This window comes from Pseudomonas sp. Marseille-Q1929, from assembly GCF_017316265.1.
Lineage (GTDB): Bacteria > Pseudomonadota > Gammaproteobacteria > Pseudomonadales > Pseudomonadaceae > Aquipseudomonas.
In genome coordinates this window covers 91,925-118,407 of the sequence record NZ_JAFLWU010000018.1, presented here as the reverse complement: position 1 = coordinate 118,407, position 26,483 = coordinate 91,925, and the positions used below count along the sequence as shown (strand labels likewise).

The window sequence follows — 26,483 nt, the reverse complement described above, 5'->3', positions numbered from 1 at the left end:
TGCAGACAACTCGGTACATCAGGCAAACCCAGTTGATGCCATCGCAGGCAGCCAGCTCCCACAGGGAAACGCGTACGCTTCATCGATCAGGTCGGCTGTCAGGCCGCCGCGCTTTTGATTTTGATCTTAGGCGCCCCGTCAAACACGCTGGCCGGAATTCGGCATGGATTTGGGGGGTAAACCGGCAGGGATGCCGGTTTAGCCGCCCCGCGCCATGGATGGCGCGTGGCGGCGGCCCCCCAAATCCATGTCGGATTACGGGCACACCGAGCCTAGGCGAGGTGCCGAGTGTTGGGGCAAGAGCCCTTTGGTTACTTTGGGGCTTTTCCAAAGTGACCCGCCGTAAGGGCGGAACCCTAAGTGGCCGTTACCTAAAAAACGGATATGTACACCGACAAACCGCCATCGCAGGCAAGCAAGCTCCCACACAGAACAGCCGTGTACTCAAAGGCCCTTGAGTTCCTTGAGATGCTTGTAGACCGTCGCCCGCCCCATCCCCAACACATTGGCCACATAGTTCGAAGCACTCTTACCCTTGAACGCCCCCTCGGCATGCAACGCCAACACCAGCTCGCGTTTATGATCCCGAGTCAGCAGGTTCAAGCTCAACTGCCGCTCACGCATCCACGCATGCAAAAACGTATTGATGCGCTCCTGCCAATCATCGCGAAACAATGAGTCCGGCTGCGGGATCAGTTTGCTCGGCGAGAGGAACAAATCCAGCGCCGCCTTGGCGTTTTCAAACAACGAAATATTCAGGTTGATGCACAACACCGCCAGGCGCCGACCCTTGTGGTCGTGCAGCACAGTGCTCAGGCTGCGAATCTTCTGGCCATCCCAGTTGAGCTTTTCATACGGGCCGATATTTACGTCACTGACGTCATCACTGAGCATGTCCTCCAACGCCGAGTCGTCGCCAATCGCCCGTTTCGACAGGTTGTTGGCGATGTAGTCGACCTTTTGCGAGCGCAAATCGTGCAGCACCGCTTCGGCGTGGGGAAAGAACAACGTGGCGATGGCGTCGGCCATCGCGCGAAAGTTCTGCATGATCTGTTCTTGTTCAGCGCTGTTCATCAATGGGGCTCCAGGCGGGCGGGGGAGAGCATACCAGCGTCGAGGCCGAACCGCGCCAGTGGCTCCGGCAATGGCGCGCCGCGTACCAGCGCCGCGCTGGCCTGGCCCATGGCCGGTGACGTCTGGATGCCGTAGCCGCCTTGCGCGGCAACCCAGAACAGGCCGGGTACCCGGGAATCGTAGCCGGACAGCAAATCACCATCAGGGACAAAACTGCGCAGGCCGGCCCAGGTGCGGGTCGGGCGGCGGATGGTCAGGGTGGTGGCTTCTTCGATCTGGTAGATGCCCATGGCGATGTCCAGTTCTTCCGGCTGGATATCCTGGGGTTCGACCGGGTCGGCGTTGGCCGGCGAGCCGAGGAACATGCCGGCGTCGGGCTTCATGTAGAAGGACTCGTCCAGCGCCACCAGCATTGGCCAGTGATGGCTGTCCATGCCTTCGGGGCCGGCGAAGATGAACGCCGAGCGGCGCTTGGGTTGCAGGCCGATGGGCGCGGCGCCGGCCAGTGTGCCGATGTGGTCGGCCCAGGCGCCAGCGGCGTTGATGATGGTCGGCGCGGTGTAGGTTTTTTCGCCAGCCTGTACCTGCCAAATGCCTGCAGCATCACGGCTTAAACCCTGCACGGCGTGATCGGTCAGCACCTCGCCACCGTTGCGGCGGATGCCACGCAGATAGCCCTGGTGCAGCGCGTCGGTGTCGATATCGCTGGCGGTCGGGTCGTACAGCGCACCGTGGACTTTTTCCCGGCGCAGGATCGGCAGCTTCGCGCAGGCTTCGTCGGCGCTGAGCAGTTCGACCTGCGACACGGTGGCCTTGGCGCTCAAGTATTGCGCGTTCAACTCGGCGGCATCACCGATAAAGTCCACGGTCATTTCGCCCCGTGGCGTGAGCAATGGATGCTCGCAGAAACCTTCTGGCGGGTGGTCGAAAAACTCCCGGCTGGCCAGGGTCAGCGCGCGCACCTGCGGGGTGCCATAGGCAGCGGTGTACAGCGCCGCCGAACGCCCGGTGGAGTGATAACCCGGGTGGCTTTCGCGTTCCAGCACCAATACCTTGCCGTGCTGCGACAACCAGAAGCCGGTGGACGCGCCAGCAATGCCGCCGCCGATGATGATGAAGTCTGCGTGGCTCATAGCTGTCTCCAGAGGGCGTTGGCCAGGGCGATATCTTCCAGGCCCAGGCCGATGGAACGGAAGAATACATGACGGTCGTAGGACGGCCGTTGTACGTGTTCGCTGAGCAATTCGGGCAGGTCGCCGACAATGTGGCGTTTGTCCCAGCCGTGTTGTTCCGTGGCGATCAGCATTTCACCGGCCGAGCCTGGGGTGGTCTGGCGATAGTCGCAGAAAACCTGCATGGCATTGAGCGACTGCGGCGGCACTTCATGGGCGCGCGGGGCGTTGGTGCTGATGGAGGTGATCAGTGCCGGTTTGCTCAAGCGCGCAGGATCGAGCACCGGACCGGCCGATGAGGTGCACAGCAGGATCACGTCGGCGTCATCCACAGCTGCGTCGCACGTAGGCGCGATCGTCAGCCGAGGGTCAAGGCTTTTGAGGTGCGTGACGGCATCCGCTGAAGCGCCGCCCAGGCCTCGCGAAAACAGGCTGATGCTTTGCCAGTCCCTGAGGTTTTTCACGTAGTGCAGATGGGCCTGGGCCACCTTGCCACTGCCGATAATCGCCAGGCGCCGCGCGGATAACGGCGCCAACGCGTCCACCGCCAATGCCGTCGTCGCGGCAGTGCGCGCGGTGGTCAACTCGGCGGCATCGCACAACAGCAGCGGCTGACCGGTGTGCATCGACATCAACAGCGTCCAGGCCGTCACCAGTGGCCCTTGCTCACGCACGATATACGGTGAGGTCTTCACGCCATACACACCGTCTTCGGCCAGCACGCCCAGGTAGTTGATGAAGTCGCCGGCACCGTGCGGGAATTCCACCAGTTGCTGGGCCGGCTGCACCGCCTGCCCGGCGGCCAGGTCGCGGAACAGCTTGTGCAGGATCTGCGGTACGTCGACTTGGGCGAGGAGTTCGCGGGCCTGAAGCTGATTGATGACTTGCGGCTGTCTGGACATTGGATGCCTCTGGGGTGAACTTATTTGTCTATTATGGACATTTTGTTCTGCTGGGCAACTGTCCTTACACAAATCGCTCACCTCGTTGCACCGATCATCGCAAAAAGATCTAGCGACCTGTCAATACTGACAGGTCCCGGCATTTGGGCGGCGTTGTAAGTTCGCAGGACTCAGGGAGAGAACGCTATGAAACCTCTAACCTTATTCGCTGGCTTCGTCTTTGCGGCAATGTCTTCAGTGGCCTGTGCGCAACCTCTTGCATGGAATGATCCGAGTATCAGTGATGGGCCCTGCACCAATCCTCCACCTCTTGCGTACCCGGCTGCGCTGTTTAATACATTGTTAGGGTTGCCTCAGCTTTTCAGAGTCTATTTGCCTTACGGTAACCAGGCTTACTACCGGTGGGTTCATCAGAAAATGAATGGTGGTGTGCCGGCGACAACCCAGGCTCAAGTCTTGGCCACTAAACCAAGGGTGACATTTCCGTACCTGTTGGCGCTGCCTTTTTTTGGCCTGGGGAAAGTCGATGTCTATGATCAACCCCCCTTTGGCAGAGGGTATTTTCTTCAGCCCATTCCGTTAAATGCAGTCGCTACTGATTTGAAAATCAATATCGTCTATGCAAGCCCTGGGTCTGCCCCGGATAACTTTGGGGGGACGGATATTCCAACGCGGTTTATCTGGGCAGATGCCAGCGCATTGGTCGAGTGGCACTGTTTTGAAGGAGGGGTTCAAGTCGTTAATGTGCTGTCGTTGTTACCGGCGCTTACCAGTGGGCAGATTTCCTCGATTTCAGCCTTTCTGCAAAACTACGGCTTTCAACCACAGAACCTTATGACGATGCCCTATTAAAAGGCCTGGGTTCACCCGACAAATTTGAACCCCTGCGCCAGTTTCTCCTTGAGAAACCCCACCAACGCACTCACCGCTTTCGGCACATGGGGCGAATACGGCCGGATCAGGTAGATCTCATCGGCAAACGCGCCCTTGAGTGTCCAGCCCTTGAGCACCTGCACCAATTTGCCGCTGGCCAGCGCGGCGTGGGCGCTGAAGTCCGGGAGTAGGGCGATGCCCAGGTGGTTGAGGGCGGAATCGCGCAGGGCTTCGCTGTTGTTGGTGGCGAAGCTGCCGGAGATGGGCACGGTGAGGCGTTCGACGTGTTTGTTGCCGCGTTCGAAGGTCCAGGCGGGCTGGTCGGTGCCGCGTGGATAGAACAGGCAGTTGTGCGCGGACAAATCGCCGGGCTCACGGGGTGAGCCGTGACGTTGCAGGTAATCCTGGGTCGCGACCAGCACCGAGCCGGTGTCGCACAATTTCCAGGCCACATGGGTTTCCGGCACCTGGAAGCCGTGGCGCACCGCGAGGTCGTAGCCTTCGGCCGCCAGCGAACTCAAGGCGTCCGACACATCCAGTTGGATGCGCACCTGCGGGTACAGCTGCAAAAATTCCGACAGATGCGGCACCAGTTGCTGACGAGCAAATGCGACTGGTGCTGTCAGCCGTACCAGCCCGCGAATTTCCCCGACCGAGTCGCGTACCGACGAGAAGCTGCGGGCGATTTGCGCGTAGGCGCTGCGCACTTCGCGGGTCAGCGACAACCCGGCATCGGTCAAGCGCACGCTGCGTGTCGTGCGGGTGACGAGGCTTGTACCGGTGGCCTTTTCCAGGTCGGAAATGCGCTGGCTCACCGCCGACTTGCTCACCCCCAAGCGCGCGGCGGCGGCGGTGTAGGTGCCGTGCTCTTCCAGCACCGACAGCCAATGGATGTGGGTCCAGAGCCCTTCGATCTCAGCCTTTTCCATGATTGGATTGTTCGCATAGGTGGACAATAAGTTCAGGATTCTGCTCTGGTTTGGAACAAAGCGAAAGCCTATCGTGTGTCCAACGCTTATCCACCTGGGATCGACTGCCATGACAACTACAATCGAGCACTACATCAACGACCAGCGCGTGTCCCGCGATGATCGTTATCAGGACGTCTTCAACCCGGCCACCGGTGAAAAGACCGGCCGCGTCGCCCTGGCCAGCCGCCAGACCGTGGCCGAAGCGGTCGCTGCTGCCCAAGCCGCCTTCGACGGTTGGGCCGATACGCCGCCGATCCGCCGCGCGCGGGTGTTGTTCGAATACCTGCACTTGCTGCGTGCACGCAAAGACGACCTCGCGCGCATCATCGTGGCCGAGCATGGCAAGGTGTTTACCGATGCCCAGGGCGAAGTGGACCGTGGCATCGACATCCTCGAATTCGCCTGCGGCATTCCCAACCTGCTTAAAGGTGAGTATTCCGACCAGGTTTCCCGGGGCATGGACAACTGGACCCTGCGCCAGCCGCTGGGTGTTGTCGCGGGCGTGACGCCGTTCAACTTCCCGGTGATGGTACCGATGTGGATGTACCCGATTGCCATCGCGGCGGGCAACACCTTCATCCTCAAGCCAAGCCCGACAGATCCAAGCGCCTCGTTGTTCATGGCCGAACTGCTGCGTGAAGCCGGCCTGCCCAAAGGCGTGTTCAACGTGGTGCAGGGTGACAAGGAATCGGTAGATGCCCTGATCGAACACCCGGACGTCAAGGCCGTGAGCTTTGTCGGTTCCACGCCGATTGCCCAATACATCTACGAAACCGGCGCCCGCCACGGCAAGCGCGTGCAAGGCCTGGGCGGGGCGAAAAACCACATGGTGGTGATGCCCGACGCCGATATCGAAAAAACCGTGGATGCGCTGATGGGCGCGGCCTACGGCAGTGCTGGCGAACGCTGCATGGCCATCTCCGTGGCGGTGCTGGTGGGGGATGTGGGTGACAAAGTCATCGCCGCCCTGACCGAGCGCGCCAAGCAACTGCGCATCACCGACGGCCGCGATTTGAAAGCCGAGATGGGCCCGATTGTGTCCCGCGCGGCCCTGGAACGCATCAGCGGCTACATCGAACAAGGCGTGCAGGCCGGCGCCCAACTGCTGCTCGACGGGCGTGACTACGTGCCGACCGAAGCCGGCCTGGAAAATGGCTTCTGGCTGGGCGCGACGCTGTTCGACCACGTGACCCGGGAAATGAGCATCTACCGCGAAGAAATCTTCGGCCCGGTGCTGGCCTGCGTGCGCGTCAGCGACTTCGGCGAAGCCGTGAAGCTGGTCAATGATCACGAGTTCGGCAACGGCGTCAGCTGCTTTACTCGCGACGGCAACATCGCCCGCGAGTTTGCGCGGCGTATCCAGGTGGGTATGGTCGGCATCAACGTGCCGATTCCGGTGCCGATGGCGTGGCATGGCTTCGGTGGCTGGAAGAAGAGCCTGTTTGGCGACATGCATGCCTACGGCACTGAGGGTGTGCGCTTCTACACCAAGCAGAAGTCGATCATGCAGCGCTGGTCGGAGAGCATCGAGCAAGGCGCCGAATTCGCTATGCCGGTCTCCAAATAACCCCAGGTTGTAGAAGAACCAATGTGGGAGCGGGCTTGCCCGCGATAGCGGAGTGTCAGTCAACCTTTTTGGTTCTGATACACCGCAATCGCGGGCAAGCCCGCTCCCACATTTTTTTACCCGTCGCCAGCAGATGCCCCTGCGCCAGGCGCGCGGCGCTTGCCCTACTTGAAGGAACTTGGCACGCTCACCCAGCGAGCGACCACAGTCAAATCAATCAATAGGGAAATGCCACGTTGAGCTGGGTAAAATTCGGAGTATTGCTGGCCTTGCCGGGGGCACTGCTGTCAATCCTGAGCATGTATATGGTTTTCAAGGACGACAACAAACTCGAAGCCGATCTTTCCTATCAGTACGAAAGTGCGCCACGTCTATTCACTGAGCGCTTGGGGGCGATTTCTGAACACCTCAAGTACACGCGTCTATATGACGACATCAAGAATGCCGGCAACGGTGCGCTCAGCCACGAACAGATCAATAAGATCGTTGACCTCAGCCAGGCACCTTATCTGGCTCTAATCGACGCGCCGTTTGAACGAGGGCCCGACAACTACCCCGTCAGGTTGTTGATCACGCTGAAGAACACCGGCAGCAAGGTCATCAAGGAAGTCCACATCAAGCTGCCTGCCAAAGGCATCGTCCAGATCAGGGACGATTCCCGCATCGATACCCTCAAGCCGGACTTGATGAGCAGCGTGGAGATCCCGTCGATTGTGCAAAACGGCGTCTACACGCTGTGGATTTATTTCCAGGGTGATCTGGAATCGCTCAGGGACAAGGACGTACACATCGGCTACAGCGATGGCGTGGCACAGGTTCGAGTCTCTGAGGATGTCATTGGCCTCGACGCGCATATGGCCCGATACGGCGTTTTCTGGTTGGCCGTCCTGACGCTGGTTTACTTGTTGGTCGCCCTCTACATGCTGATTTCGGCTTATAAAGAAGATGAAACCAGCCCTGCGTCACGATAAATGACTTCCCGGCATGGAATGGATCCCTGCCCCCGTTCATTGGAGAACGCTTTGAAAGCAATCATGGGTATCGCCTTGTTGGGCACGTTGCTGGCCGGTTGTGCGCCGTCTTACTCGGTATGGACGAGCGGTATGAACGCGTTCGTCGGCACGCGCTTCGATGCCCATCTCTATGACGACTGCAGTCGCGGCTGTGGCGATTCCTATTGGTCACCGGTCAACAAGAACAAGGTCTATGACCAGGTTGTGAAGGAGGGCGACAGCCAGCGCTACTTCGTGACCTGGATCCGCGACTGTCGATACTCCGTGCTCGTGTCCGGTGAGGGTATTATCCAGTCGTGGCGCTATGAGAATGAAGACCGTAGCAGCTGTTACGTTTTTTGATCGTTCCCCAAATAACCAAAGCCTGTACGCGGTCAAACTGTGGGAGCGGGCTTGCCCGCGATGAGGGCGTGTCAGCCGGCCTGTTTGGTACTGATGCACCGCTATCGCAGGCAAGCCAGCTCCCACACAAGAATCAGCAGCGACTAACCGATCAGTCGAACCACCCGCCTGGCAATCAGCACACCCACCACCGGTGCCAGCGCAAACACCCCAAACAACCACACCGCAGCGCTTGCCGTGCCTTCGATTCCGCCGGGTTCAGTGAGCCCCGCGATGTTCGCGACCATGCCCGCCAGTGCCGCACCAAACGCGGTGGCGAACAGTTGCACCGTGGTAATGGACGCCGAGGCCAGGTCCTGTTCGCCGGCGGGTGCTACTTGGAACACCCGGGTCAACAAGTGCGGCCATGCCAGGCCCACCCCCAGGCCGATCAGGACAAGGGCCACGCAGATCGGCACAAGCGTCTGCGCATCGCCATGGCTTTCGCCAGGCATGAGCAGCGCCAGCGCCAGCATGCCTACAACACCCAGGATCGGCCCGGCCAGGATCGCCCGGCGAACATTCGCGCCTGTGATGCCTGCGCTGGCGATTGACCCCAGCGTCCAGCCGGCCGCCATCAGTGCGGCAAGATAACCGGCCAGCAGTGGCGACTGGTGGTGCAGGACTTGAAGAAACAGCGGCACAAAGATTTCGCCACTGGTGACGGCGACGGCCAACAACGCCATCGTGGCGTACAGCGCGCCAAGTGCAGTGGTCAGCCGAAAGGCTCCAGCGGGCAACAGTCGATGGCGGGCGCGGCTTTCCGTGATGATCAGCAGCCCAGTGAACAGGGCGGCCGCAGCGAGTCCCAGCAGGTTCAGGGGCAGGGTGGAAGAGACGCTGCCGGCCGACACCGACAGTACCGCCGCTGTCAGCAACCACAACTGCGTGATCGGCAACGGTGTGGGCTCAACGCGGTCTGTACTGCGCCCAGGCAGTACGGCGGCGGCCAGCACCGCGAACACCCCGGCCACTGGAATCAAGGACCAGAACGCCGCCCGCCAGAGGCCCAGTTCGGCAAACACGCCGCCCACCGCTGGTCCGACCAGCGTTGCGACACCCCACATCCCGGAGACCAGCGCCATTGCCCGTGGCCACAATCGTTCATCGAATACCAGGCGAATCATCGCGTAGGACAGCGCGAACAAGAACCCACCGCCCAGGCCCTGAACCAGCCGTCCCACCAGCATCACCGGCATGGAAGGCGCAAACGCACAGGCCAACGCGCCGCCGGCGAACACCAGGCTGGCAGCCAGGTAAGCCCCGCGCGGCCCGAGGCGGCCAAGCAAGCGTGCAGACAACGCCGAACCGAGGATCGAGGCGGCGACAAACAGCGTGGTGTTCCAGGCGTAATAGTCGATGCCGCCGATGTCCTCGACCACGGACGGCAGAATCGTGGTGGCGATGTAGACGTTGATCGCATGCAGCACCACGCCGCCTGCCAGGGCCAGTGAGCGTACGCCGTTTGCACCGGACAGCAAGGCAGCCCAGTTGGAGGGAGAGGTTTGCGCTGTGTTCATGGAGACTCCATGTCAAAGGAATGAAGGCTTGCCAGGACAAGCCGACACTCCTTATAAGACCTCATGTATAGATGAGGTCAAGGCGGCTATGGCAGCGAAAATCGATGTGCACATCCCCCTCGGGGTCGGCGAAGTGGCGCGGCGTAGCGGGGTGACCGTGGCGACGGTGCATTTCTACGAAGCCAAGGGTTTGATCCACGGCCAACGTAGCCCAGGCAATCAGCGGCGCTACCACCGTGACGTGCTGCGCCGCATTGCGGTGATCAAGGTGGCGCAGCGCGCGGGGATTCCATTGGCAACCATCAAGGCCGCACTGGAAGAACTGCCATCAGGGCGACCGCTGACGGCCAAGGACTGGACGCAGCTCTCGACGCGCTGGCGAGACATGTTGAATGAGCGAATCAACAGCCTCACGCAACTGCGCGACCAGCTCGACGGGTGCATCGGCTGCGGGTGCCTGTCCCTGGCCGACTGCCCGCTGCGCAATCCGGGGGATCGGTTGGGGCAGGAGGGCGACGGGGCGGTATTATTGGGGCAATAAAACCCTCAGCGTCGTCCGGTGCGCGTACTCACATCCACCCACACCGCCAACACCAGAATGCTGCCCTTGACGATCATCTGCCAGTAACTGTCCACGTCCAGCATCGACATGCCATTGTCCAGGCTGGTAATCACCAACGCCCCCAGCAACGCGCCATACACCGTGCCCGAGCCGCCGCGCATGGAGGTGCCGCCGATAAAACACGCGGCGATGGCGTCCAGTTCGCCCATGTTCCCCGCCGACGGCGAACCCGCCGCCAGGCGCGCGGTGTTGACCAGCCCAGCGAGGGCGCACATCACGCCCATGATGCCGAAGATCCACAACTTCACCGCCTGCACGTTGATACCCGACAGCCGCGTGGCTTCCATGTTGCTGCCCACCGCATACACGCGGCGGCCAAACACGGTCTGGCTGGTGACGTAGCTGAACACCCCGAGCAACACCAGCAACAACAGCACCGGCACGGGAATGCCGTCGTAGCTGTTGAGGGTGGTGACGAACCCGGCGAGCACGGCACCGATCACCGCGACGCGCAGCAGATCCCGCGCCAGCGAGTGCGCTGCCAGACCGTGCAATGCGCGATTGCGTCGTTGTTTCCAGGTCAAAAAGAGCGTCAGCGCAAACAACAAGACGCCCAGCCCAATGCCCACCGAATGCGGCAAATAGCCCTGGCCCACATACACCAGCGACGGCGACACCGGCGCAATGGTCGTGCCCCCGGTGATCCCCAGCAGAATCCCGCGAAACGCCAGCATCCCGCCCAAACCGACGATAAACGACGGGATGCGCAGATAGGCCGTCATATACCCATTGGCTAAGCCAATCATCAGCCCACACAGCGCCACCAGACTCAGGTTGGCCAACAACGGCACGTGATACACCACATCCAGGATCGCCGCCAACCCGCCCAGCAACCCGAGCAATGAGCCCACCGACAAGTCGATCTCACCGCTGATAATCACCAGCACCATGCCGCACGCCAGAATCCCGGTGATCGACATCTGCCGCAGCAGGTTGGACAGGTTGCGCGGCGTGAGGAACCCGCCCTCGGTCTGCCAGCTGAAAAACACCCAGATCACCGCCACGGCAATCACCAGGGCGAGCATTTTGTAGCGGCTGAACAGTTGTTTGACCTGATTCATCTACGCGGTCTTCCGATCATTATTATTGTTGTGGCTGAGCGCGGCGGCGAGCACCTGTTCCTGGGTGAGCCCGGCGTTGATGAAGTCGCCGCGCAGTTGGCCCTCGCCGATCACCAGCACACGGTCCGACACCCCCAGCACCTCGGCCAGTTCCGACGAAACCATGATGATCGCCACGCCTGCGGCTGCCAGCGCGCCCATCAGTTTGTAGATCTCATACTTGGCGCCCACGTCCACGCCGCGGGTGGGTTCGTCGAGGATCAGCACCCGTGGCTTGGCCATCAGCATCTTCGCCAGCACGGCCTTTTGCTGGTTGCCACCGGACAGGCTGGTGATCGGCAGCAACGGGCTGGAGGTCTTCAGGTGCATGCGCGCGATCTGCTGGTCGATGCTGCCCAGCTCGGCTTCGGCATCGATGCGCGTCAGGTGGGCGTAGGTGTCGAGCACCGCCAGGGTGATGTTCTGGCCCACGCCAAGGTCGGGGATGATGCCTTGACGCTTGCGGTCTTCGGGCACCATGCACAGCCCGGCGCGGATCGCCTTGAGCGGCGTGCGCGTGTCGATCACCTGGCCGTCCAGCCACACATCGCAGCTGTAGCGCCCGGGGTAGGCGCCGAACAGTGCCGACACCAGTTCCGTGCGCCCGGCGCCCACCAGCCCGGCGATGCCGAGGATTTCCCCGCGCTTGAGGGCAAAGGAAATGTCGTCGACGCGCTTGCGCTTGGGGTTGTCCACGTCATAGCAGGTGACGTTGCGCGCCTCGAAAATCACCTCGCCGACAGCGTGCGGCTCGGTGGGGTAGAGGTTGCTCATCTCGCGGCCGACCATCTGCGTGATGATCTGCGCAATGTCCATGTCGGCCATGGCCGTGGTCGCGATGTGCTTGCCGTCGCGGATCACCGCGATGGTGTCGCACACCGCCGCCACTTCATCGAGTTTGTGGGAGATGTACACGCACGCCACGCCCTTGGCCTTGAGGCTGCGGATGATGTCCAGCAGCACTTCGATTTCCGAGCGGGTCAGGGCCGAGGAGGGCTCGTCGAGGATCAACAGGCGCGCCTGTTTGTTGAGGGCCTTGGCGATTTCCACCAGTTGCTGGTAGCCGCCACCGTACTGCGACACCGGCAGCGCGACGTTGATGTCCGGCACCTTGAGCTCGCGCATCAGGGCTTCGGCGCGGTGGAACATCGCCGGGTAGTTCATGCGCCCACCCGGCAAGGTCAGCTCGTGGCCCATGAAGATGTTTTCGGCCACCGAGAGGTCGGGCACCAGGGTCAGTTCCTGGTGGATGATCACGATGCCCGCGGCCTCGGTTTCGCTGATGGACTGCGCTCTGAGGGGTTGCCCGTCCCAGAGGATTTCGCCGTCCCAGGTGCCGTGGGGATACACCGCCGACAGCACCTTCATCAAGGTGGATTTGCCGGCGCCGTTCTCGCCGCACAGGCCGATGCATTCCCCCGGCCGCACCTTGAGGTCGATGCCGTTGAGGGCGTTGACACCGCCAAAGGTTTTGACGATGCCGTGCATTTGCAGCAAGTAGTCGGCCATGGCGGTCATTGCCCGGCGATCTGCTCTTTGGTGTAGAACCCGTCCTTTTCCAGCAGGTCGATATTGGCCTTGGTCAGTGGGGTGGGAGTGAGCAGGATGGTGTCGACTTTTTTGCTGCCGTTGTCGTATTGCGAGCTGTAGGCCGGTTTCTCACTGCGCGCCAGTTGCACCGAAAGCTTGGCCGCTTCGGTAGCGATCAGCTTGAGCGGCTTGTACACGGTCATGGTCTGCGTGCCGTCGATCACGCGCTTGATCGCGGCGAGGTCGGCGTCCTGGCCGGAGATTGGCACCTTGCCCGCCAGTTTCTGCGCGGCCAGGGCCTGGATCGCACCGCCGGCGGTGGCGTCGTTGGAGGCGACGATGGCGTCGATCTTGTTGTCGTTTCGCGTGAGCGCGTTCTCCACGATGCTCAGGGCTTCGGTGGGGTTCCATTCCTTGACCCATTGCTGGCCCACCACCTTGATATCGCCCTTGTCGATGGCCGGTTGCAGCACTTTCATCTGGCCTTCGCGCAGCACCTTGGCGTTGTTGTCGGTGGGCGCGCCGCCGAGCAGGAAGTAGTTGCCCTTGGGCGCCGCTTGCAACACGCCGCTGGCCTGCATCTCGCCGACTTTTTCGTTATCGAAGGAGATATAGGCGTCGATGTCGGCATTGAGAATCAGGCGGTCATAGGACACCACCTTGATCCCGGCCTTCTTCGCTTCGGCGACGGCGTTGGTCAATACGGTGGCGTTGAACGGCACGATGACGATCACATCGACGCCACGGGAGATGAGGTTTTCGATCTGCGAGATCTGTTTTTGCTCGTTGGCATCGGCCGACTGCACGAAGACCTTGGCATCGAGTTTTTCGGCGGCGGCGACGAAGTAATCGCGGTCGCGGGACCAGCGTTCCAGGCGCAGGTCATCGATGGAAAAGCCGATCTTCGGGTGCGCCGGGTCAGCCATCACCGGCAGGGCGAGCAGGGCCAGGGCGGTGGCGATCAGTGTGCGTTTCATGGTTTGTGCGTCCTTTTATTGTTGTTGGAAGACTCAAAACAAACACGGTCAGCGATAGATAAAGCGATTGACGATGCCTTCAAGCATCTCCTGTCTGCCGCTTACGGCTTGGGGGTTCAACTCATGGGCAAACGCATGCAGGGCCAGCGACTCCAGGCTGAACTCGCCGGCCAGCACAGCCTGGCCCAACGGCTGCTGCCAACCGGCATACCGCTGGTCCTTGAACTGTTGCAAGCGATCGTTCTGCACCATCGCCGCCGCGCGTTCCAGGGCCAGCGCCAGGACATCCATGGCCGCCACATGCCCGTGGAACAGGTCCACTTCATCCAGGCTCTGGCGGCGTACCTTGGAATCAAAGTTATAGCCGCCATTCTTGAACCCGCCAGCCTTGAGGATTTCATAGGTGGCCAGGGTCATCTCTTCGACGCTGTTGGGGAACTGGTCGGTGTCCCAGCCGTTCTGCGGGTCGCCACGGTTGGCGTCGATGCTGCCGAAGATCCCGAGGGACACCGCCGTGGCGATCTCGTGGTGGAAACTATGCCCGGCCAACGTCGCATGGTTGGCCTCGATGTTGACCTTGATCTCCTGCTCCAGCCCGTACTCGTGCAGGAAGCCGAATACCGTGGCGCTGTCGTAATCGTATTGGTGCTTGGTCGGCTCCTGGGGCTTGGGCTCGATCAGCAGGTCGCCCTTGAAGCCGATCTTGTGCTTGTGCTCCACCACCATGCGCATAAAGCGCCCGAGCTGTTCGCGCTCGCGCTTGAGGTCGGTGTTGAGCAGGGTTTCGTAGCCTTCGCGACCGCCCCACAGCACATAGTTGGCACCCTTGAGCCGCAGCGTCGCATTCATCGCGCTGTACACCTGGGCGGCGGCAACGGCGAACACTTCCGGGTCCGGGTTGCTGGCGGCGCCGGCGGCAAAGCGCGGGTTGCTGAAGCAATTGGCGGTGCCCCACAGCAGCTGGATGCCGGTCTGTTCCTGATGGCGTTCCAGGTGGTCGACCATCTGCGCGAAGTGGTTGCGGTATTCCTTCAGCGAGCTGCCTTCAGGGGCCACATCGGTATCGTGAAAACTGTAATAGTCGATGCCCAGTTTGGAGAAAAACTCAAACGCCGCCTCGGCCTTGCCGATGGCCACTTCCATTGGGTCGCCGCTGCGCTGCCACGGGCGCTTGAAGGTGCCGACACCAAACATGTCCGCCCCCGGCCACACAAACGTGTGCCAATAACAGGCCGCCATGCGCAGGTGTTCGCGCATGGGTTTGCCGAGGATCAGCTTATTCGCGTCGTAGTGACGAAAGGCGAGGGGAGCGTCGCTGTTGGGGCCTTCGAAGCGGACCTTCTCGACACCGGGGAAGTACGGCATGGCGTTTTCCTTATTGTTCTTGGCGGTGGCTCGATACTAGCAACGGCGTTGGCCCCGGCGATTATGAAAATCACCAACGGGTGGTGCGATTTTGCGTGGCGAGGGCTAGTCTGTGGCGACCGGCCCCAGGATAAAAACAATGAAAACCCTACCGCCCGTGCACCGCATTGCCTTGCTGTTCAACGGCAGCAAGATCTACGACCGCGGCATCATCGCCGGCATCGGCAATTACCTGAGCAGCACCCGCGCGTCCTGGGACTTGTTCCTTGAAGAAGACTTCCTGTGCCGCCTCAAAGGCATCGAGCGCTGGCAGGGCGACGGCATCATTGCCGACTTCGATGACCCGCTGATCGGCGAAGCGTTGGCCGGGATCAAGGTGCCGGTGGTGGCGGTGGGTGGTTCTTACGCGGATGCGCGGGCCTATCCGCAGGGCATTCCCTATGTGGCCACCGATAACCATGCCTTGATGAAGCTGGCCTACGAGCACTTGATCGAAGCGGGGCTTACGCGCTTTGCCTGTTTCAGCCTGCCCGAGGCCCAGGCCAACCGCTGGGCCCAGGAGCGCGAGAAAGCCTTCCGCCGCCTGTTGCAACGCGATGGCTTGCACGTCGAGGTCTATCGCGGCCTGGGCACCAGCGCGCCGCTGTGGGACAGCGCCGTCGAGCAACAGATCGCCTGGCTGCAAAGCCTGCCCAAACCCATCGGCATCATCGCCGTCACCGACGCCCGCGCCCGGCAGTTGCTGCAAGCCTGCCTCACCGCCGGCATTGCGGTGCCGGAAGAGGTGGCGCTGATCGGCATCGACAACGACCCGCTGACCCGCACGCTCACACGGGTACCGCTGAGTTCGGTGATCCAGGGCACCGAGACCATGGGCCGCACCGCCGCCGCGCTGCTGCACCAGATGCTGCACGGCAAGCCCTGCGCGGGGGAGCAGATCCTGGTGCCGCCGGATGCGATCAACGTGCAAGCCTCCAGCCTGCATCAACCCTTGGGCGATCCCTACGTGATGCAGGCGCTGCTGTTTATCCGTCAGTACGCCTGCCAGGGCATCAAGACTGCCCAGGTGGCGGCGTATGTGGGCATCTCGCGCTCGTCCCTGGAGTCGCACTTTCGCCTGGTGCGCGGTTGCAGCGTGCATGACGAGATCTTGCGTTTCAAACTCGCCGCAGCCGCCAAAGGCCTGCAGAACCGCGCACTGGCGATTGCCGACATCGCGGCGAGCTGCGGCTTCAAGTCGGCGCAATACCTGCACACGGTGTTTCGTCGCGAGTTTGGGTGTACGCCAGGGGAGTACCGCCAGGGTTAAAAAAGCAGCCCCAGCAGGGCCGCTTTGACGGCCGCTTCGGCCTTGTTGCTGGCCTGCAGTTTGCGCATGGCGTTGACCAGATGAAACTTCACCGTGCGGATGTCGATGGTCAGGATCATGCCGATCTCGAAATAGGTCTTGCCCAGCGCCGTCCAGCGCAGGGTCTCTTTTTCTCGCACGGTCAGCGCCTGGTCGATTTCAGGCAGGTACTTGTCGGAGAAAAACCGCGTCATGGACTCATGCGCCAACTGCGTCAGCCAGATCAGCTTGTTTTCGACGCTTTCCAGCTCCAGTGCAGAAATATATTCATTGGAGCGGGACACCGAAAGCAGGCCAATCGCGTTGGGCCCGCGCTGTGAAGACAGGCACCAGCCGTGGTTCAGTTGGTAGTGCCGGGCTTCCTCCCAGAAGGCCAATTGTTTGTGCTGTTGCGCGGCGGACCAATGCAGGGGAATGGAGCGGGTCAGGCCATGCTCGACGGTAGGGTCTTGGGAGAAATAGTTCTCGCTGACGTATTTGTTTTCCCAGGAGGTCGGATAGTTCGACAGCAACACAAAGTGGGGGGCATTTAACGGTAACGGAATTCTTAATCCGTAAGAGCAGAATTCGAAGCCCAAGTGGGACGTTATCGTATTAATTCTATTGAACAGTTCATGTTCGGTCGTGCAGCCCGAAACTGCCTCGACTAACGTTTCGCGCCAGTCATTCACCAGGAATACCTTCCGTGCTCAACGCCCGTGATTGCAGGGCGGAGCCGAATTATACAGGCTGTTCCGGGCGGTGGATGCATAGCGTCTGGATTTAGTCCACCTGCCCATTCGGGCAGCTACTCACACAATCATCGGTTTGCTGTACTCGGCTGATTGTATTGGCTGGGTGGTTGGCATGCTTACGGCAGTAACGGGGACAGGCGGTGAACTATTGCCGGGCATGGCAAGTGCCCTGGCAAAGTATCGGTATGAGGTCTTTGTCAAAACCCTGGGCTGGCCTTTGCCGTGCGAAGAGGGGCTTGAGCTGGATGCGTTTGATCGCCCGGATACCGTCTATGTATTGGCCTGCGACCGTGATCGCGAGATCTTCGGCTGCGCCCGGTTGCTGCCCACCAATGGCCCGTATCTGCTGGGCGAAGTGTTTCCGCATCTGATGGGGGAAAGCCCGCCGCCGTTCTCTGCGGATATTTGGGAGTTGTCGCGGTTCGCCATCAGCCAGCCCAAGGGGCAGGTGTTGAGCGCCGAGCAATCGTGGCAGAACACGGTGAAGCTGGTTCGCGAAGTGATTGATGTGGCGCGCTCCAAGGGCGCCTTTCGCCTGATTGCGTTCAGCGCGGTGGGCAACGAGCGGCTGCTCAAGCGGATGGGCGTCACCACGCGCCGTATCTCGGCGCCGCACCTCATCGACAACCAACGCATCGTGCCCTTCTGGATCGACATCGACGACACCACCACCCGCGCCTTGTGCCTGGCGGCCTGAAGCGGGTTATTTATGATTGCGTTGGCCAGAGGCTTGTTGGTACTGCTATTGATCGTGTTGAGCTTTCCGTTTTTATGCCTCTACATGTTGATCAACCCCTCGAAGAACCGAAACCTGTACGTGGCCTGTCGAGTCTACGCGCTGATCAATCGCCTCTGCGCGGTGCGTGTCGATGTGCATGGCTTTGACCGAGTGCCCACGACCCAGCCCTATATTTATGTGGCCAACCACCAATGCAACCATGACGTGCTGATCGTGGCGCAAGCGCTCAACCCCGGCACGGTGATTGTCGCCAAGCACTCACTCAAATGGTTGCCGCTGGTAGGGCAGTTGTACTGGTTGACCGGCAGCCTGTTCATCGATCGCAGCAGCCCGAGGGCGTCTATCGAAGGTTTGCGCAAGCTCGCCAGGCGGGTGGTGGCCGACAACACATCGTTGTGGATCTTCCCGGAAGGCACACGCACCCATGGTGAGAAGATGCTTGCGTTCAAGAGCGGCGCCTTTCGGCTGGCCAAGGAGATGGGGGTGGGGATCGTCCCGGTGACGATCAGCCCAGCGGTCAACCATATCGCTTACAACGCGTGGCGCAGGACGGATGTCAGCATCATCGCCCATCCGCCCATCGAGGCGGATGAGGTCGCGGCGATGAACGCCAAGCAACTGGCGAACTACGCGCGCGAGATTATCAATAATGCGCTGCCGGTGGTTTAGAACGTCGCCTTGACCTGCAGGCCCAGCACAAGCGCGTTGTCGATGTTGTCCCCGGAAAACGCCCCCGGCTCGATGATGTATTGCACATCCGGGCGCAAGGTCAGCCAGGGCGTGGCCTGGTAGCCGTAGCTGAGTTCGATCAACTGCTCGGCGTTGTTCAGGTTGGGGTAGTCGGTGCCGGCATTGAACGCCGCCAGCTCCTGCACATCGCGGCTGCGCGGGTTCGGCACGGCACGGCCATAACCGAGGGCGACGGTGTCACGCGGGCGGCCGTCGAACGGTTTGTACAGCACCACGCCCGTGCCGTACCACTTGGTGAACGGCGAGGCGGCGGTGCTGGCTGCCGAGTATTGGCCGAAGGCGTGCAGCACGCGGCCCGCGGATGAATCCGACGCCCACACGGCTTGGTCGATCAGCAGGTAATGCCCGCTGCGACCGCTGACTTCCTGGCTGCTGCCGATGCGTTTGACGTCGGAGCTGTCGTAGTAATAGCCCAGCTTGTATTCACCCGGCAGGCGGCCCGCCTGTTTGTACACCAACTCGATGGGCACCACGGTGCCGGTGGTGTGCTTGGGGGTCAAATGCCAGGCACGGCTGGAATTGCCGTTGCTTTCCGGGTCGACGTTGAACGCCGCCACGCGCAACTGCCAGTTGGGCGCGAAGTCGTATTTGACCCGCGCACCGAGGCGCGCATTCGGGTAGTTGGTCCAGCCGCTGCCACCGGACATGTTCAACGGGTGGCCGCAGAAACCGGCGTTCATGAAGTTGCACAGGATGCCGCTGTCGAGGCCGCCAAGGTCGTTGCCCATGGCCATGTAACCCAGCTTGACGTTCAGCGCCGGGGTAAACAGGGTGCGCTCGTAGCTCAGCTCGGTGAGGCGGGTGTACAGGCCGCCATAGTTTTCCTGGATCGGCAGGCGGTTGCCCACCAGGTCTTCGGAGGCGCTGTTGCCGCGCCGGTCGTTGATGGTGAGCTGGATGCGGTCGCCATTGTTGAAACCGTAGAGCTTGCCCAGGTCGAACTGCACACCAAGCTTGAGGTTTTGCGAGTAGCGCGCCGAGCGGTGTTGGCCGCCGTGGGCGTTGTAGGCGGTCTCGCCGCTGTAATCGCCGGTGAAGCGGATACCGGTGTCTTCCAGTTCGCGGCGCAGGCCGCCCCAGTCGCCGGTCAAGGTGCTGTCATCGGCTTGCACGGGCAGGGCGGCACTCAGGGCAACGCCCAGCAACAGGCGCCCGAAGGGGATGTGAGAAGTGGGGGGCATGCGGGTTCTTCCAGACAGAAAGCGCGGTGCGGGGGCACCGCGCTTGATCGAGGGGTTAAGGCAGGGCGTAGGCGATCACGTAGTCGCCACGGTCAGTGGACTGGCGTGCGCCGCCAGCGGTGATGACTACATACTGCTTGCCGGTTTTCGGCGACACGTAGGTCATCGGCCCACCCTGGCTGCCCACGGGCAGGCGGGCTTTCCAGACTTCATCACCATTGCCGCTGTTGAAGGCGCGCAGGTAGAAGTCCTGGGTGCCGGCGATAAAGATCAGGCCGCCCTGGGTGGACAGCGTGCCGCCGAGGGTCGGCAGGCCGATCTTGATCGGCAGGTGCATGCGGATCCCCAGTGGGCCGGTGTCTTCAACGGTGCCCACCGGCACTTGCCAGGCGACTTTCTGTGTCTTCATGTCGATGGCGGTCAGGGTGCCGAACGGCGGCGCCTGGCACGGAATGCCGGCCACCGAGAGGAAGCGGTTTTTGTTCACCGCATACGGCGTGCCCTTGAGCGGTACGGCGCCCATGCCGGTGTTCAGCGCTTCGCCACCGGACGAGGACTGCGCCTTGTTCTGCGACGGCACCATCTGGATCCACAGGCCCAGGCGCATGTCGTTGACGAAGATAAAGCCATGCACCGGGTCGGTGGAAATGCTGCCCCAGTTCATGCCGCCCAGGGAACCCGGGAAGCTCAGGGATTTATCGGTGCCCGGCGCGGTGTACAGGCCGTCGTAGCGCATACCCTTGAAGTCGATGCGGCACAGCAGCTGGTCGTACGGTGTGGCGCCCCACATGTCCGATTCGGTCAGGGTTTGCGCGCCGATCTGCGGCATGCCGAGGGATTTCGGCTGGGTGGGCGAGTACGGTTCGTTGGGGATGTTGGCGGCCTTGACCGGCACTTCCTGCACGTCGGTCAGCGGCTTGCCGGTGGCGCGGTCGAGCACGTAGATCTGCCCGGCCTTGGTGCCGATCACCACCGCAGGCACGGCTTTGTCGGTGCCCGGCGCGGTGAAGTCGATCAGGCTTGGCTGCATCGGCAGGTCGAAGTCCCAGAGGTCATTGTGGACGGTCTGGTACACCCACTTTTCCGCGCCGGTGGAGGCGTCCAGCGCCAGCACCGAGGCGCCGTATTTGTGGTTCAACTGTGTGCGCTCAACCCCGTAGATGTCGGTGGACGAGCTGCCCATCGGCAGGAACAGGGTGTTCATCAGCGGATCGTAGGACATCGGCGCCCAGCTGTTCGGCGTGCTGCGCACATAGGTGCTGCCGTCGGCCGGGGCGTTTTTGTCTTCCGGGTTGCCCGGGTCGAAGGCCCAGCGCATGTGCCCGGTGATCACGTCGAAGCCACGGATCACGCCGCCTGGCATGTCGGTCTGCACGTTGTCGGCAACGCGGCCGCCAACAACCACGGTGGTGCCGGCGATCAGCGGGGCAGAGGACAGTTGGTAGTAGCTGTCCGGGACGTTACCCAGGCCGGCTTTCAAATCCACTTGGCCGTGGGTGCCGAAGTCTTCGCAGAACTTGCCGGTATCGGCGTCTACGGCGATCAGGCGCGCATCGATGGTGTTGGTCAGCAGGCGACGCTGGCACTGCGCACCGGCGGGAACGCTGGCGGCAATGATCGGCGAGCTGTTTGGCTGGCTCGGCTGGGCAATCGGCGCGGTGGCGTCGAAGTAGGCCATGCCCCGGCAACGCTGCCACACCGCCGACTTGGCGTTGACTTCGTTCTTCCACAGCTCTTTGCCGGTGTCGGCGTCGAGGGCGATCAGGTTGTTGTGCGGGGTGCAGATGAACACCTTGTTGCCGATCTGCAAGGGCGTCAGCTGGTCTTCGGCGCCGTTGCCGTCGCTGATGGCGACGTCACCGGTGTGGTAGGTCCACGCCACTTTCAGCTTGTTAACGGTGTCGCGGTTGATCTGGTCCAGCGCGGCGAAGCGGCTGCCACCTTCGGTGTTGCCGTAGTGCGCCCAGTCTTTCTGTGCATCGGCCGGGTTTACCGGGGTGATGCCAGGGCCGGCACCGGTGGGCGACACGCTTGGGTGGGCGACAAACATATTGCCCGCCGCGACCACCACGCCGACGGCCAGCACGCCGGCCACGCCATAGGCGGCGCGTGCCGGGCGGCCGACCAGCCAAGGGTAGACCAGGGCCACCACCATGCCGATGGCCGCGAACATGAACACCCGCGAGAACAGCGGCCAGAACACCAGGCCCACATCCGCGACGGCCCAAATGGCCGTGCCGACCAGGAAGGCGGCGAACAACCACGCACCGGCCGGCTTGCGGCAGGCGATCAGCAGGCCGGAAAGGGCCATGGCCAGGCCGCCGATCAGGAAGTACAGCGAGCCACCGAGGCTGGCCAGTTTGACGCCGCCAACGGCCAGCGCCACGCCGAGCAGGGCGATGATCACGCCCAGGCCCAGCAGGATAAATCTAGGGACGCCAGCGGCGCGCGATGCTCGTTTCATATCGATAAATGCTCGAAGGTGAGAGGGCAAAGACGCGATTTTAGCAAGATAAGTAACTAGTTAGTACATTGGAGTCCTGCAATAGACTATTACAGTTGCTGCGATGATGCGGTGTGGCCAAATGTCGCCCAGGGTGCGATGTGCATCGCACCCACCTGCTGCACGCGTCTGCTAAAGACTCTAGACGGATTTTTTGCCGTGTGGGGCGGCGTCATCGGCGAGGGCATCGCCACCCAGGCTGCGGGTTAGCTCGACGGCGGCTTGCTGGAACAGCGGGTGCAGGGTCTGCGCTTGCTCGGCGGTCAGGCGGCTGGCGGGGCCGGACAGCACCAGGGCGCCGATGAGGTTTTCGCCGGGGCCGAAGATCGGCAGGGCCATGGACGCGGCGTGGGGGTCGGTGGCGCCGTGGGAGAAGATCGGCTTGATCATCTTCGCGGCCAGCGAATACGGCGTGCGCAACGCTTCGGCCCCGGCGGCGCCGTCCATGGGGCGGGTGTCCCCCGGTTGCAGGTGCAGGCGCAGGTGGTGGGGCGAGTTTACGCGGTACAGGCACATGCGATAGGCGCCGTGGCGTACATAGAAGGAGGCGGTTTCGCCGGTTTCCTGGGTCAGGCGGTGCAGCAGCGGGGTGATGTGGCGTTCAAGGTCGAGGCCGTCCTGGTAGACGGTGTTCAGGCGCATGATTTCGGTGGCCAGTTGATAACGACCGTCCGCCAGGCGGGTGATCAGGCCGTGGTCTTCCAGGGATACCATCAGGCGCATGATGGTGCTTTTGACCAGCCCGGTGCGTGCGGCCAACTCGGCCAGTTCCAGGGCGGTGTCGCCCATCTTGAAGGCGGTGAGCACGGTGAGCACCCGATCGGCCGAAGCCACCCCGGTGACTGCGGGGCGTGGGCGGGTTTTTACCATGGGGTGCTCCTTGTTGGGGGTAGGCTGCAAAATACTGGTATTGGCGGGTGGGGGCAATCTTGGGTGTTCTCGGTGACTGCGCGATCCCATTGTGGGAGCGGGCTTGCTCGCGAAGGCGGCCTGTCAGGCGACTGAGTTTTTGTTGGCTACACATCGCTTTGAGGTGGGAGCTGGCTTGCCTGCGATGGCGGCTTGGCGGTGTACATATCCGTTATTTAGGTAACGGCGACTTAGGGTTCCGCCCTTACGGCGGCTCACTTTGGAAAAGCCCCAAGGTAAGCAAAGGGCTCTTGCCCCAACACTCGGCACCTCGCCTAGGCTCGGTGTGCCCGTAATCCGACATGGATTTGGGGGGCCGCCGCCACGCGCCATCCATGGCGCGGGGCGGCTAAACCGGCATCCCTGCCGGTTTACCCCCCAAATCCATGTCGAATTCCGGCCAGCGTGTTTAACGGGGCGCCTAAGATCAAGATCAAGATCAAGATCAAAAGCAAGAGCACGGCGGCCTGACAGCCGACCTGAGTGGTGTAGATCAAGAGCGCTTCCCTGTGGGAGCTGGCTTGCCTGCGATGGCATCAACTGGGTGTGCCTGATGTACCGAGGTGCCTGCATCGCAGGCAAGCCAGCTCCCACAGTCAGCTGGCGTTGGCAGCCTTGTTGAACTCCACGGTTTCCTTCATCTGCTTGCGCCCCATCAACAACACCATCACCGCCCCCGCCGCACACAGCGCCGCCAGTGGCAGCAATGCCAGCGCATAACTGCCGGTGGCGTGATGAATGGTCCCGTACACATTGACCATGATCCCACCACCAATCAGGTTGGCCATCGCGCCCACGGCGGCCAAGCCAGCGGCCGCGGTGGAGGAGGAGAGCCAGGTCGACACCAGCGCCCAGAACGGCCCTTTCATGGAGTACGCGCCGATCAGCACCATCGACAACATGAACACCGTCGCTACCAACGAAGAAGTCACCAGCGCCAGCAGCAAACCTGCGGTGATCAGCAGCAAGGTGGTCGCGGTGTGCCAGCGGCGTTCGCCGGTCTTGTCGGAGCTGCGGCCCCACAGGATCATCAGGATCGACGCCAGCCCGTAAGGAATGGCGTTGACCATGCCGATTTCCAGGTTGCTCAGGCCAAAGGTCTTGAGCAGTTGCGGGGCCCACACGCTCATGGTGCTGCCCGCCGCCGAGGCGCCGGAGTAGATCAGTGCGAGCACCCAGATGTGTTTATGGCGCAGCAATTTCCACAGTGAGATGTGCCCGATGGCTGTCTTGCGGCTGCGCTCTTCGTCGAGGCGGCTGGTGAGCCAGTGGCGTTGTTCGTGGCTCAGCCATTTGGCTTGTTCGGGGCGGTCAGTCAGCACGAACAGGCAGGCGATGCCCAGCAGTACGGCGGGAATCCCTTCGATGATGAACAGCCAGTGCCAGCCGCGCATGCCGAACCAGCCGTCCATGCTCAGCAGCAGGCCGGACAGTGGCGAGCCGATGAAGTTGGCGCCGGGAATCGCCACCATGAAGATCGCGACCATGCGCCCACGGTAGGCCGCCGGCAGCCAGTACGTGAGGTAAAGCAGCACGCCGGGGAAGAAGCCGGCCTCAGCCGCGCCCAGCAGAAAGCGCATCACGTACAGCGAGTTGGCGCCGGTGACAAACGCGGTGCCGGCGGAGATCAGGCCCCAGGTGATCATGATCCGCGCAATCCACACCCGCGCGCCGAAGCGTTGCAGGGCCAGGTTGCTCGGCACTTCCACGAGGAAGTAGGAGACAAAAAACAGGCTGCTGGCAAAACCGAAGATCGCCGGGGTCAGGCCCAGGTCCTGGTTCATCTGCAACGAAGCCATGCCGATATTGCCGCGATCGATGATCGCCAGCAGGTAGCAGAGGATCAGGAACGGCAATAGCCGCCACGCCACCTTGCGCATGGTTGAGCGCTCGATGGCGCTGATGTCGGTAGAACTGATGGACATGACTCTCTCCCGTTTTGTTTTTTTTGGAGAAGCGTGATGGGCCCGCGCTTGCAACGCGGGCGATGTCAGTGTGCGTAGAGATGGCGGTTGACCACCGCACGCGGCGGCGGCGCGGTGCCGTCCCAGAAATCGATGATCTGTTGCAGCGCCAGCAGGCCCACGCGGTCACGGGCCTCGGCGGTGTTGGCGCCGACGTGGGGCGTCGCGACCAGTGTCGGCAAACCCCACAGCGCCGAGTCCGCCGGCGGTGGTTCGGGGTTAAACGTGTCGAGGCCCGCGCCGGCGATTTGCCCGGTGCTCAGGGCGTGGACCAGCGCTTCGGTGTCGATCAGTTCTCCGCGCGCGGTGTTGATCAGGATCGCGCCCGGGCGCATGCGCTTGAATTGCGCGGCGCCAAACAGGTTGCGGTTCTGCTCGGTCAGCGGGCAATGCAGGCTGATGATATCGCAGCTGGCCAGCAGCTCATCCACGCTGTTGGCCCGTTCTACATTCGGCAGGTCCGCCAGGTACGGATCAAACACCTTGATGGTCATGCGCAGCGGGGCCACCAGGTCCATGAGGATCTGGCCGATGGCGCCCAGGCCGACCAGGCCGAGGGTCTTACCGGACAGTTCGATGCCCACCGAGGTGGCTTTGTCCCAATGCCCGTCACGCATGCGCGCATCGAGCAGGGCAGTCTGGCGCGCCACGCTGAACATCAGGGCCAGGGCGTGCTCGGCCACCGATTGTGCGTTGGCACCGAGGGCGATGGTCACCGGGATCTGGCGCTCGGCGGCGGCGGCGATGTCGATGGTGTCGTAGCCCACGCCGTGCTTGGCGATGATTTTCAGCGCGGCCGAGGCGTTGATCATCTCCCGGGTCAGCTTGCCCTGGCGCACGATGATCGCGTCCGGTTGTTCGCGGGCAATGATCGCCGTGAGTTCATCGGCGGGTGCGTAGGGCGTGGTAGGGATGACGCGTACGCCGTGGGCAGCGGCGTGGGCCATGGCGTCGGCGGTCAGTTCCGGGCCGGTCAGCAGGAGGGTTCGGGTCATTGTGCGCACCTTGGTTTTCTTGTCTGTGTGCAGTTGGCGGCCGTTTGCGGCGCTCAACAGTGGTTGAAAACTAGCATAATGAAACGGCGTTGCAATAAATAAATTCAGCCGGACTGTTTTGAACGGCGTTGGATCAGTGGGAAATCCCAATGGAATCTAACGTTTATTCAGATTTAATTTTTTTTTCAGCGCGGAGTGTTGGGTTTTGAATCCGGTTTGAGCCTTGCTGGTTGCAAATCATGATGTTAATTTTGAAATGGCGTTTCAAAAAAACACAAAAACCAGCAGAGGAA

General features: G+C 61.8%; 23 protein-coding genes. 8 read left to right on the top strand and 15 right to left on the bottom strand.

The features are described from left to right. Window positions 1-444 precede the first annotated feature (444 nt). From J1G37_RS19330 to J1G37_RS19320, 3 genes are read right to left on the bottom strand one after another with little or no spacing between them, the layout of a single operon-like run. Window positions 445-1,074, bottom strand: coding sequence for a PAS domain-containing protein (locus J1G37_RS19330; RefSeq protein ID WP_124528753.1), 630 nt, complete (start codon window positions 1,072-1,074; stop codon window positions 445-447). Further along, window positions 1,074-2,207, bottom strand: coding sequence for an FAD-binding oxidoreductase (locus J1G37_RS19325; protein WP_207044580.1), 1,134 nt, complete (start codon window positions 2,205-2,207; stop codon window positions 1,074-1,076). Before J1G37_RS19325 ends, J1G37_RS19330 begins: the two co-directional genes overlap by 1 nt. Then, a complete protein-coding gene (locus J1G37_RS19320; protein WP_207044577.1) occupies window positions 2,204-3,148 on the bottom strand; it encodes an ornithine cyclodeaminase family protein in 945 nt (314 codons plus the stop codon). The genes J1G37_RS19325 and J1G37_RS19320 overlap by 4 nt, the downstream gene beginning before the upstream one ends. A 186-nt stretch (window positions 3,149-3,334) precedes the next feature. Here J1G37_RS19320 and J1G37_RS19315 point away from each other — a divergent pair, with 186 nt between their 5' ends. Next, the gene (locus tag J1G37_RS19315; protein WP_207044575.1) at window positions 3,335-4,000 is read left to right on the top strand and encodes a hypothetical protein; all 666 of its coding nucleotides are present in this window, start codon (window positions 3,335-3,337) and stop codon (window positions 3,998-4,000) included. An 11-nt stretch (window positions 4,001-4,011) separates the two neighbouring features. On the opposite strand, the gene J1G37_RS19310 is transcribed toward J1G37_RS19315, so the two are convergent. Next, window positions 4,012-4,950, bottom strand: a complete 939-nt coding sequence (locus tag J1G37_RS19310; RefSeq protein WP_207044573.1) for a LysR family transcriptional regulator — start codon at window positions 4,948-4,950, stop codon at window positions 4,012-4,014. A gap of 109 nt (window positions 4,951-5,059) precedes the next feature. On the opposite strand from J1G37_RS19310, the gene J1G37_RS19305 reads away from it, so the two are divergent. From J1G37_RS19305 to J1G37_RS19295, 3 genes are all read left to right on the top strand, one after another. Continuing rightward, window positions 5,060-6,559 carry a CoA-acylating methylmalonate-semialdehyde dehydrogenase gene (locus J1G37_RS19305; protein WP_207044571.1) on the top strand — a complete coding sequence of 500 codons (1,500 nt, stop codon included), beginning with the start codon at window positions 5,060-5,062 and terminating at the stop codon, window positions 6,557-6,559. A gap of 236 nt (window positions 6,560-6,795) precedes the next feature. Next, window positions 6,796-7,530, top strand: a complete 735-nt coding sequence (locus J1G37_RS19300) for a hypothetical protein (protein WP_207044568.1) — start codon at window positions 6,796-6,798, stop codon at window positions 7,528-7,530. A 51-nt stretch (window positions 7,531-7,581) separates the two neighbouring features. Continuing rightward, window positions 7,582-7,914 (top strand): hypothetical protein, encoded by a 333-nt coding sequence (locus J1G37_RS19295; RefSeq protein ID WP_242551650.1) that lies wholly within the window; start codon window positions 7,582-7,584, stop codon window positions 7,912-7,914. Window positions 7,915-8,057: 143 nt separating this feature from the next. Here J1G37_RS19295 and J1G37_RS19290 read toward each other — a convergent pair whose 3' ends face one another. Then, window positions 8,058-9,473: an MFS transporter gene (locus J1G37_RS19290; RefSeq protein WP_207044566.1), complete on the bottom strand. Its 1,416-nt coding sequence runs from the start codon at window positions 9,471-9,473 to the stop codon at window positions 8,058-8,060. Window positions 9,474-9,561: 88 nt separating this feature from the next. Here J1G37_RS19290 and soxR point away from each other — a divergent pair, with 88 nt between their 5' ends. Next, window positions 9,562-10,014: a redox-sensitive transcriptional activator SoxR gene (gene soxR / locus J1G37_RS19285; protein ID WP_124528739.1), complete on the top strand. Its 453-nt coding sequence runs from the start codon at window positions 9,562-9,564 to the stop codon at window positions 10,012-10,014. Window positions 10,015-10,019: 5 nt separating this feature from the next. Here soxR and J1G37_RS19280 read toward each other — a convergent pair whose 3' ends face one another. The 4 genes from J1G37_RS19280 to xylA are packed head-to-tail and all read right to left on the bottom strand — an operon-like array spanning window position 10,020 to window position 15,067. After that, window positions 10,020-11,156, bottom strand: a complete 1,137-nt coding sequence (locus tag J1G37_RS19280) for a sugar ABC transporter permease (protein ID WP_124528737.1) — start codon at window positions 11,154-11,156, stop codon at window positions 10,020-10,022. Continuing rightward, complete coding sequence (gene xylG, locus J1G37_RS19275) at window positions 11,157-12,713, bottom strand: D-xylose ABC transporter ATP-binding protein (protein WP_207044564.1); 1,557 nt, start codon at window positions 12,711-12,713, stop codon at window positions 11,157-11,159. Continuing rightward, a complete protein-coding gene (xylF, locus tag J1G37_RS19270; protein WP_017739483.1) occupies window positions 12,710-13,702 on the bottom strand; it encodes a D-xylose ABC transporter substrate-binding protein in 993 nt (330 codons plus the stop codon). Before xylF ends, xylG begins: the two co-directional genes overlap by 4 nt. A 48-nt stretch (window positions 13,703-13,750) precedes the next feature. Beyond that, window positions 13,751-15,067: a xylose isomerase gene (gene xylA / locus J1G37_RS19265; RefSeq protein ID WP_207044563.1), complete on the bottom strand. Its 1,317-nt coding sequence runs from the start codon at window positions 15,065-15,067 to the stop codon at window positions 13,751-13,753. A 139-nt stretch (window positions 15,068-15,206) separates the two neighbouring features. On the opposite strand from xylA, the gene J1G37_RS19260 reads away from it, so the two are divergent. Further along, complete coding sequence (locus J1G37_RS19260; protein ID WP_207044562.1) at window positions 15,207-16,376, top strand: XylR family transcriptional regulator; 1,170 nt, start codon at window positions 15,207-15,209, stop codon at window positions 16,374-16,376. On the opposite strand, the gene J1G37_RS19255 is transcribed toward J1G37_RS19260, so the two are convergent. Continuing rightward, window positions 16,373-17,086: an autoinducer binding domain-containing protein gene (locus tag J1G37_RS19255; RefSeq protein ID WP_207044561.1), complete on the bottom strand. Its 714-nt coding sequence runs from the start codon at window positions 17,084-17,086 to the stop codon at window positions 16,373-16,375. The genes J1G37_RS19260 and J1G37_RS19255 overlap by 4 nt on opposite strands. A gap of 175 nt (window positions 17,087-17,261) precedes the next feature. Here J1G37_RS19255 and J1G37_RS19250 point away from each other — a divergent pair, with 175 nt between their 5' ends. Then, window positions 17,262-17,846: an acyl-homoserine-lactone synthase gene (locus J1G37_RS19250; RefSeq protein ID WP_124528725.1), complete on the top strand. Its 585-nt coding sequence runs from the start codon at window positions 17,262-17,264 to the stop codon at window positions 17,844-17,846. 12 nt (window positions 17,847-17,858) lie between these two features. Continuing rightward, a complete protein-coding gene (locus tag J1G37_RS19245) occupies window positions 17,859-18,557 on the top strand; it encodes a lysophospholipid acyltransferase family protein (RefSeq protein ID WP_207044559.1) in 699 nt (232 codons plus the stop codon). Here the strand turns inward: J1G37_RS19245 and J1G37_RS19240 are convergent. The 5 genes from J1G37_RS19240 to J1G37_RS19220 form a co-directional block, all read right to left on the bottom strand. Continuing rightward, window positions 18,554-19,819, bottom strand: coding sequence for a carbohydrate porin (locus J1G37_RS19240; protein ID WP_207044556.1), 1,266 nt, complete (start codon window positions 19,817-19,819; stop codon window positions 18,554-18,556). The genes J1G37_RS19245 and J1G37_RS19240 overlap by 4 nt on opposite strands. Window positions 19,820-19,874: 55 nt before the next feature. Continuing rightward, window positions 19,875-22,283, bottom strand: coding sequence for a glucose/quinate/shikimate family membrane-bound PQQ-dependent dehydrogenase (locus J1G37_RS19235; RefSeq protein WP_207044554.1), 2,409 nt, complete (start codon window positions 22,281-22,283; stop codon window positions 19,875-19,877). Window positions 22,284-22,463: 180 nt separating this feature from the next. Then, the gene (locus J1G37_RS19230) at window positions 22,464-23,192 is read right to left on the bottom strand and encodes a helix-turn-helix domain-containing protein (protein ID WP_124528717.1); all 729 of its coding nucleotides are present in this window, start codon (window positions 23,190-23,192) and stop codon (window positions 22,464-22,466) included. A 635-nt stretch (window positions 23,193-23,827) separates the two neighbouring features. Further along, entirely contained in the window at window positions 23,828-25,156 is a 1,329-nt protein-coding gene (locus J1G37_RS19225) for an MFS transporter (protein ID WP_207044552.1), read from the bottom strand. A gap of 65 nt (window positions 25,157-25,221) precedes the next feature. Further along, complete coding sequence (locus tag J1G37_RS19220; protein ID WP_207044549.1) at window positions 25,222-26,190, bottom strand: hydroxyacid dehydrogenase; 969 nt, start codon at window positions 26,188-26,190, stop codon at window positions 25,222-25,224. Window positions 26,191-26,483: the final 293 nt, after the last annotated feature.

Bases quoted from the DNA above. Each gene is read 5' to 3' on its own strand.
- J1G37_RS19330 (WP_124528753.1), bottom strand. From the start codon at position 1,074: ATGAACAGCGCTGAACAAGAACAGATCATGCAGAACTTTCGCGCGATG.
- J1G37_RS19325 (WP_207044580.1), bottom strand. From the start codon at position 2,207: ATGAGCCACGCAGACTTCATCATCATCGGCGGCGGCATTGCTGGCGCG.
- J1G37_RS19320 (WP_207044577.1), bottom strand. From the start codon at position 3,148: ATGTCCAGACAGCCGCAAGTCATCAATCAGCTTCAGGCCCGCGAACTC.
- J1G37_RS19315 (WP_207044575.1), top strand. From the start codon at position 3,335: ATGAAACCTCTAACCTTATTCGCTGGCTTCGTCTTTGCGGCAATGTCT.
- J1G37_RS19310 (WP_207044573.1), bottom strand. From the start codon at position 4,950: ATGGAAAAGGCTGAGATCGAAGGGCTCTGGACCCACATCCATTGGCTG.
- J1G37_RS19305 (WP_207044571.1), top strand. From the start codon at position 5,060: ATGACAACTACAATCGAGCACTACATCAACGACCAGCGCGTGTCCCGC.
- J1G37_RS19290 (WP_207044566.1), bottom strand. From the start codon at position 9,473: ATGAACACAGCGCAAACCTCTCCCTCCAACTGGGCTGCCTTGCTGTCC.
- soxR (WP_124528739.1), top strand. From the start codon at position 9,562: ATGGCAGCGAAAATCGATGTGCACATCCCCCTCGGGGTCGGCGAAGTG.
- J1G37_RS19280 (WP_124528737.1), bottom strand. From the start codon at position 11,156: ATGAATCAGGTCAAACAACTGTTCAGCCGCTACAAAATGCTCGCCCTG.
- xylG (WP_207044564.1), bottom strand. From the start codon at position 12,713: ATGACCGCCATGGCCGACTACTTGCTGCAAATGCACGGCATCGTCAAA.
- xylF (WP_017739483.1), bottom strand. From the start codon at position 13,702: ATGAAACGCACACTGATCGCCACCGCCCTGGCCCTGCTCGCCCTGCCG.
- xylA (WP_207044563.1), bottom strand. From the start codon at position 15,067: ATGCCGTACTTCCCCGGTGTCGAGAAGGTCCGCTTCGAAGGCCCCAAC.
- J1G37_RS19260 (WP_207044562.1), top strand. From the start codon at position 15,207: ATGAAAACCCTACCGCCCGTGCACCGCATTGCCTTGCTGTTCAACGGC.
- J1G37_RS19250 (WP_124528725.1), top strand. From the start codon at position 17,262: ATGCTTACGGCAGTAACGGGGACAGGCGGTGAACTATTGCCGGGCATG.
- J1G37_RS19245 (WP_207044559.1), top strand. From the start codon at position 17,859: ATGATTGCGTTGGCCAGAGGCTTGTTGGTACTGCTATTGATCGTGTTG.
- J1G37_RS19240 (WP_207044556.1), bottom strand. From the start codon at position 19,819: ATGCCCCCCACTTCTCACATCCCCTTCGGGCGCCTGTTGCTGGGCGTT.
- J1G37_RS19235 (WP_207044554.1), bottom strand. From the start codon at position 22,283: ATGAAACGAGCATCGCGCGCCGCTGGCGTCCCTAGATTTATCCTGCTG.
- J1G37_RS19230 (WP_124528717.1), bottom strand. From the start codon at position 23,192: ATGGTAAAAACCCGCCCACGCCCCGCAGTCACCGGGGTGGCTTCGGCC.
- J1G37_RS19225 (WP_207044552.1), bottom strand. From the start codon at position 25,156: ATGTCCATCAGTTCTACCGACATCAGCGCCATCGAGCGCTCAACCATG.
- J1G37_RS19220 (WP_207044549.1), bottom strand. From the start codon at position 26,190: ATGACCCGAACCCTCCTGCTGACCGGCCCGGAACTGACCGCCGACGCC.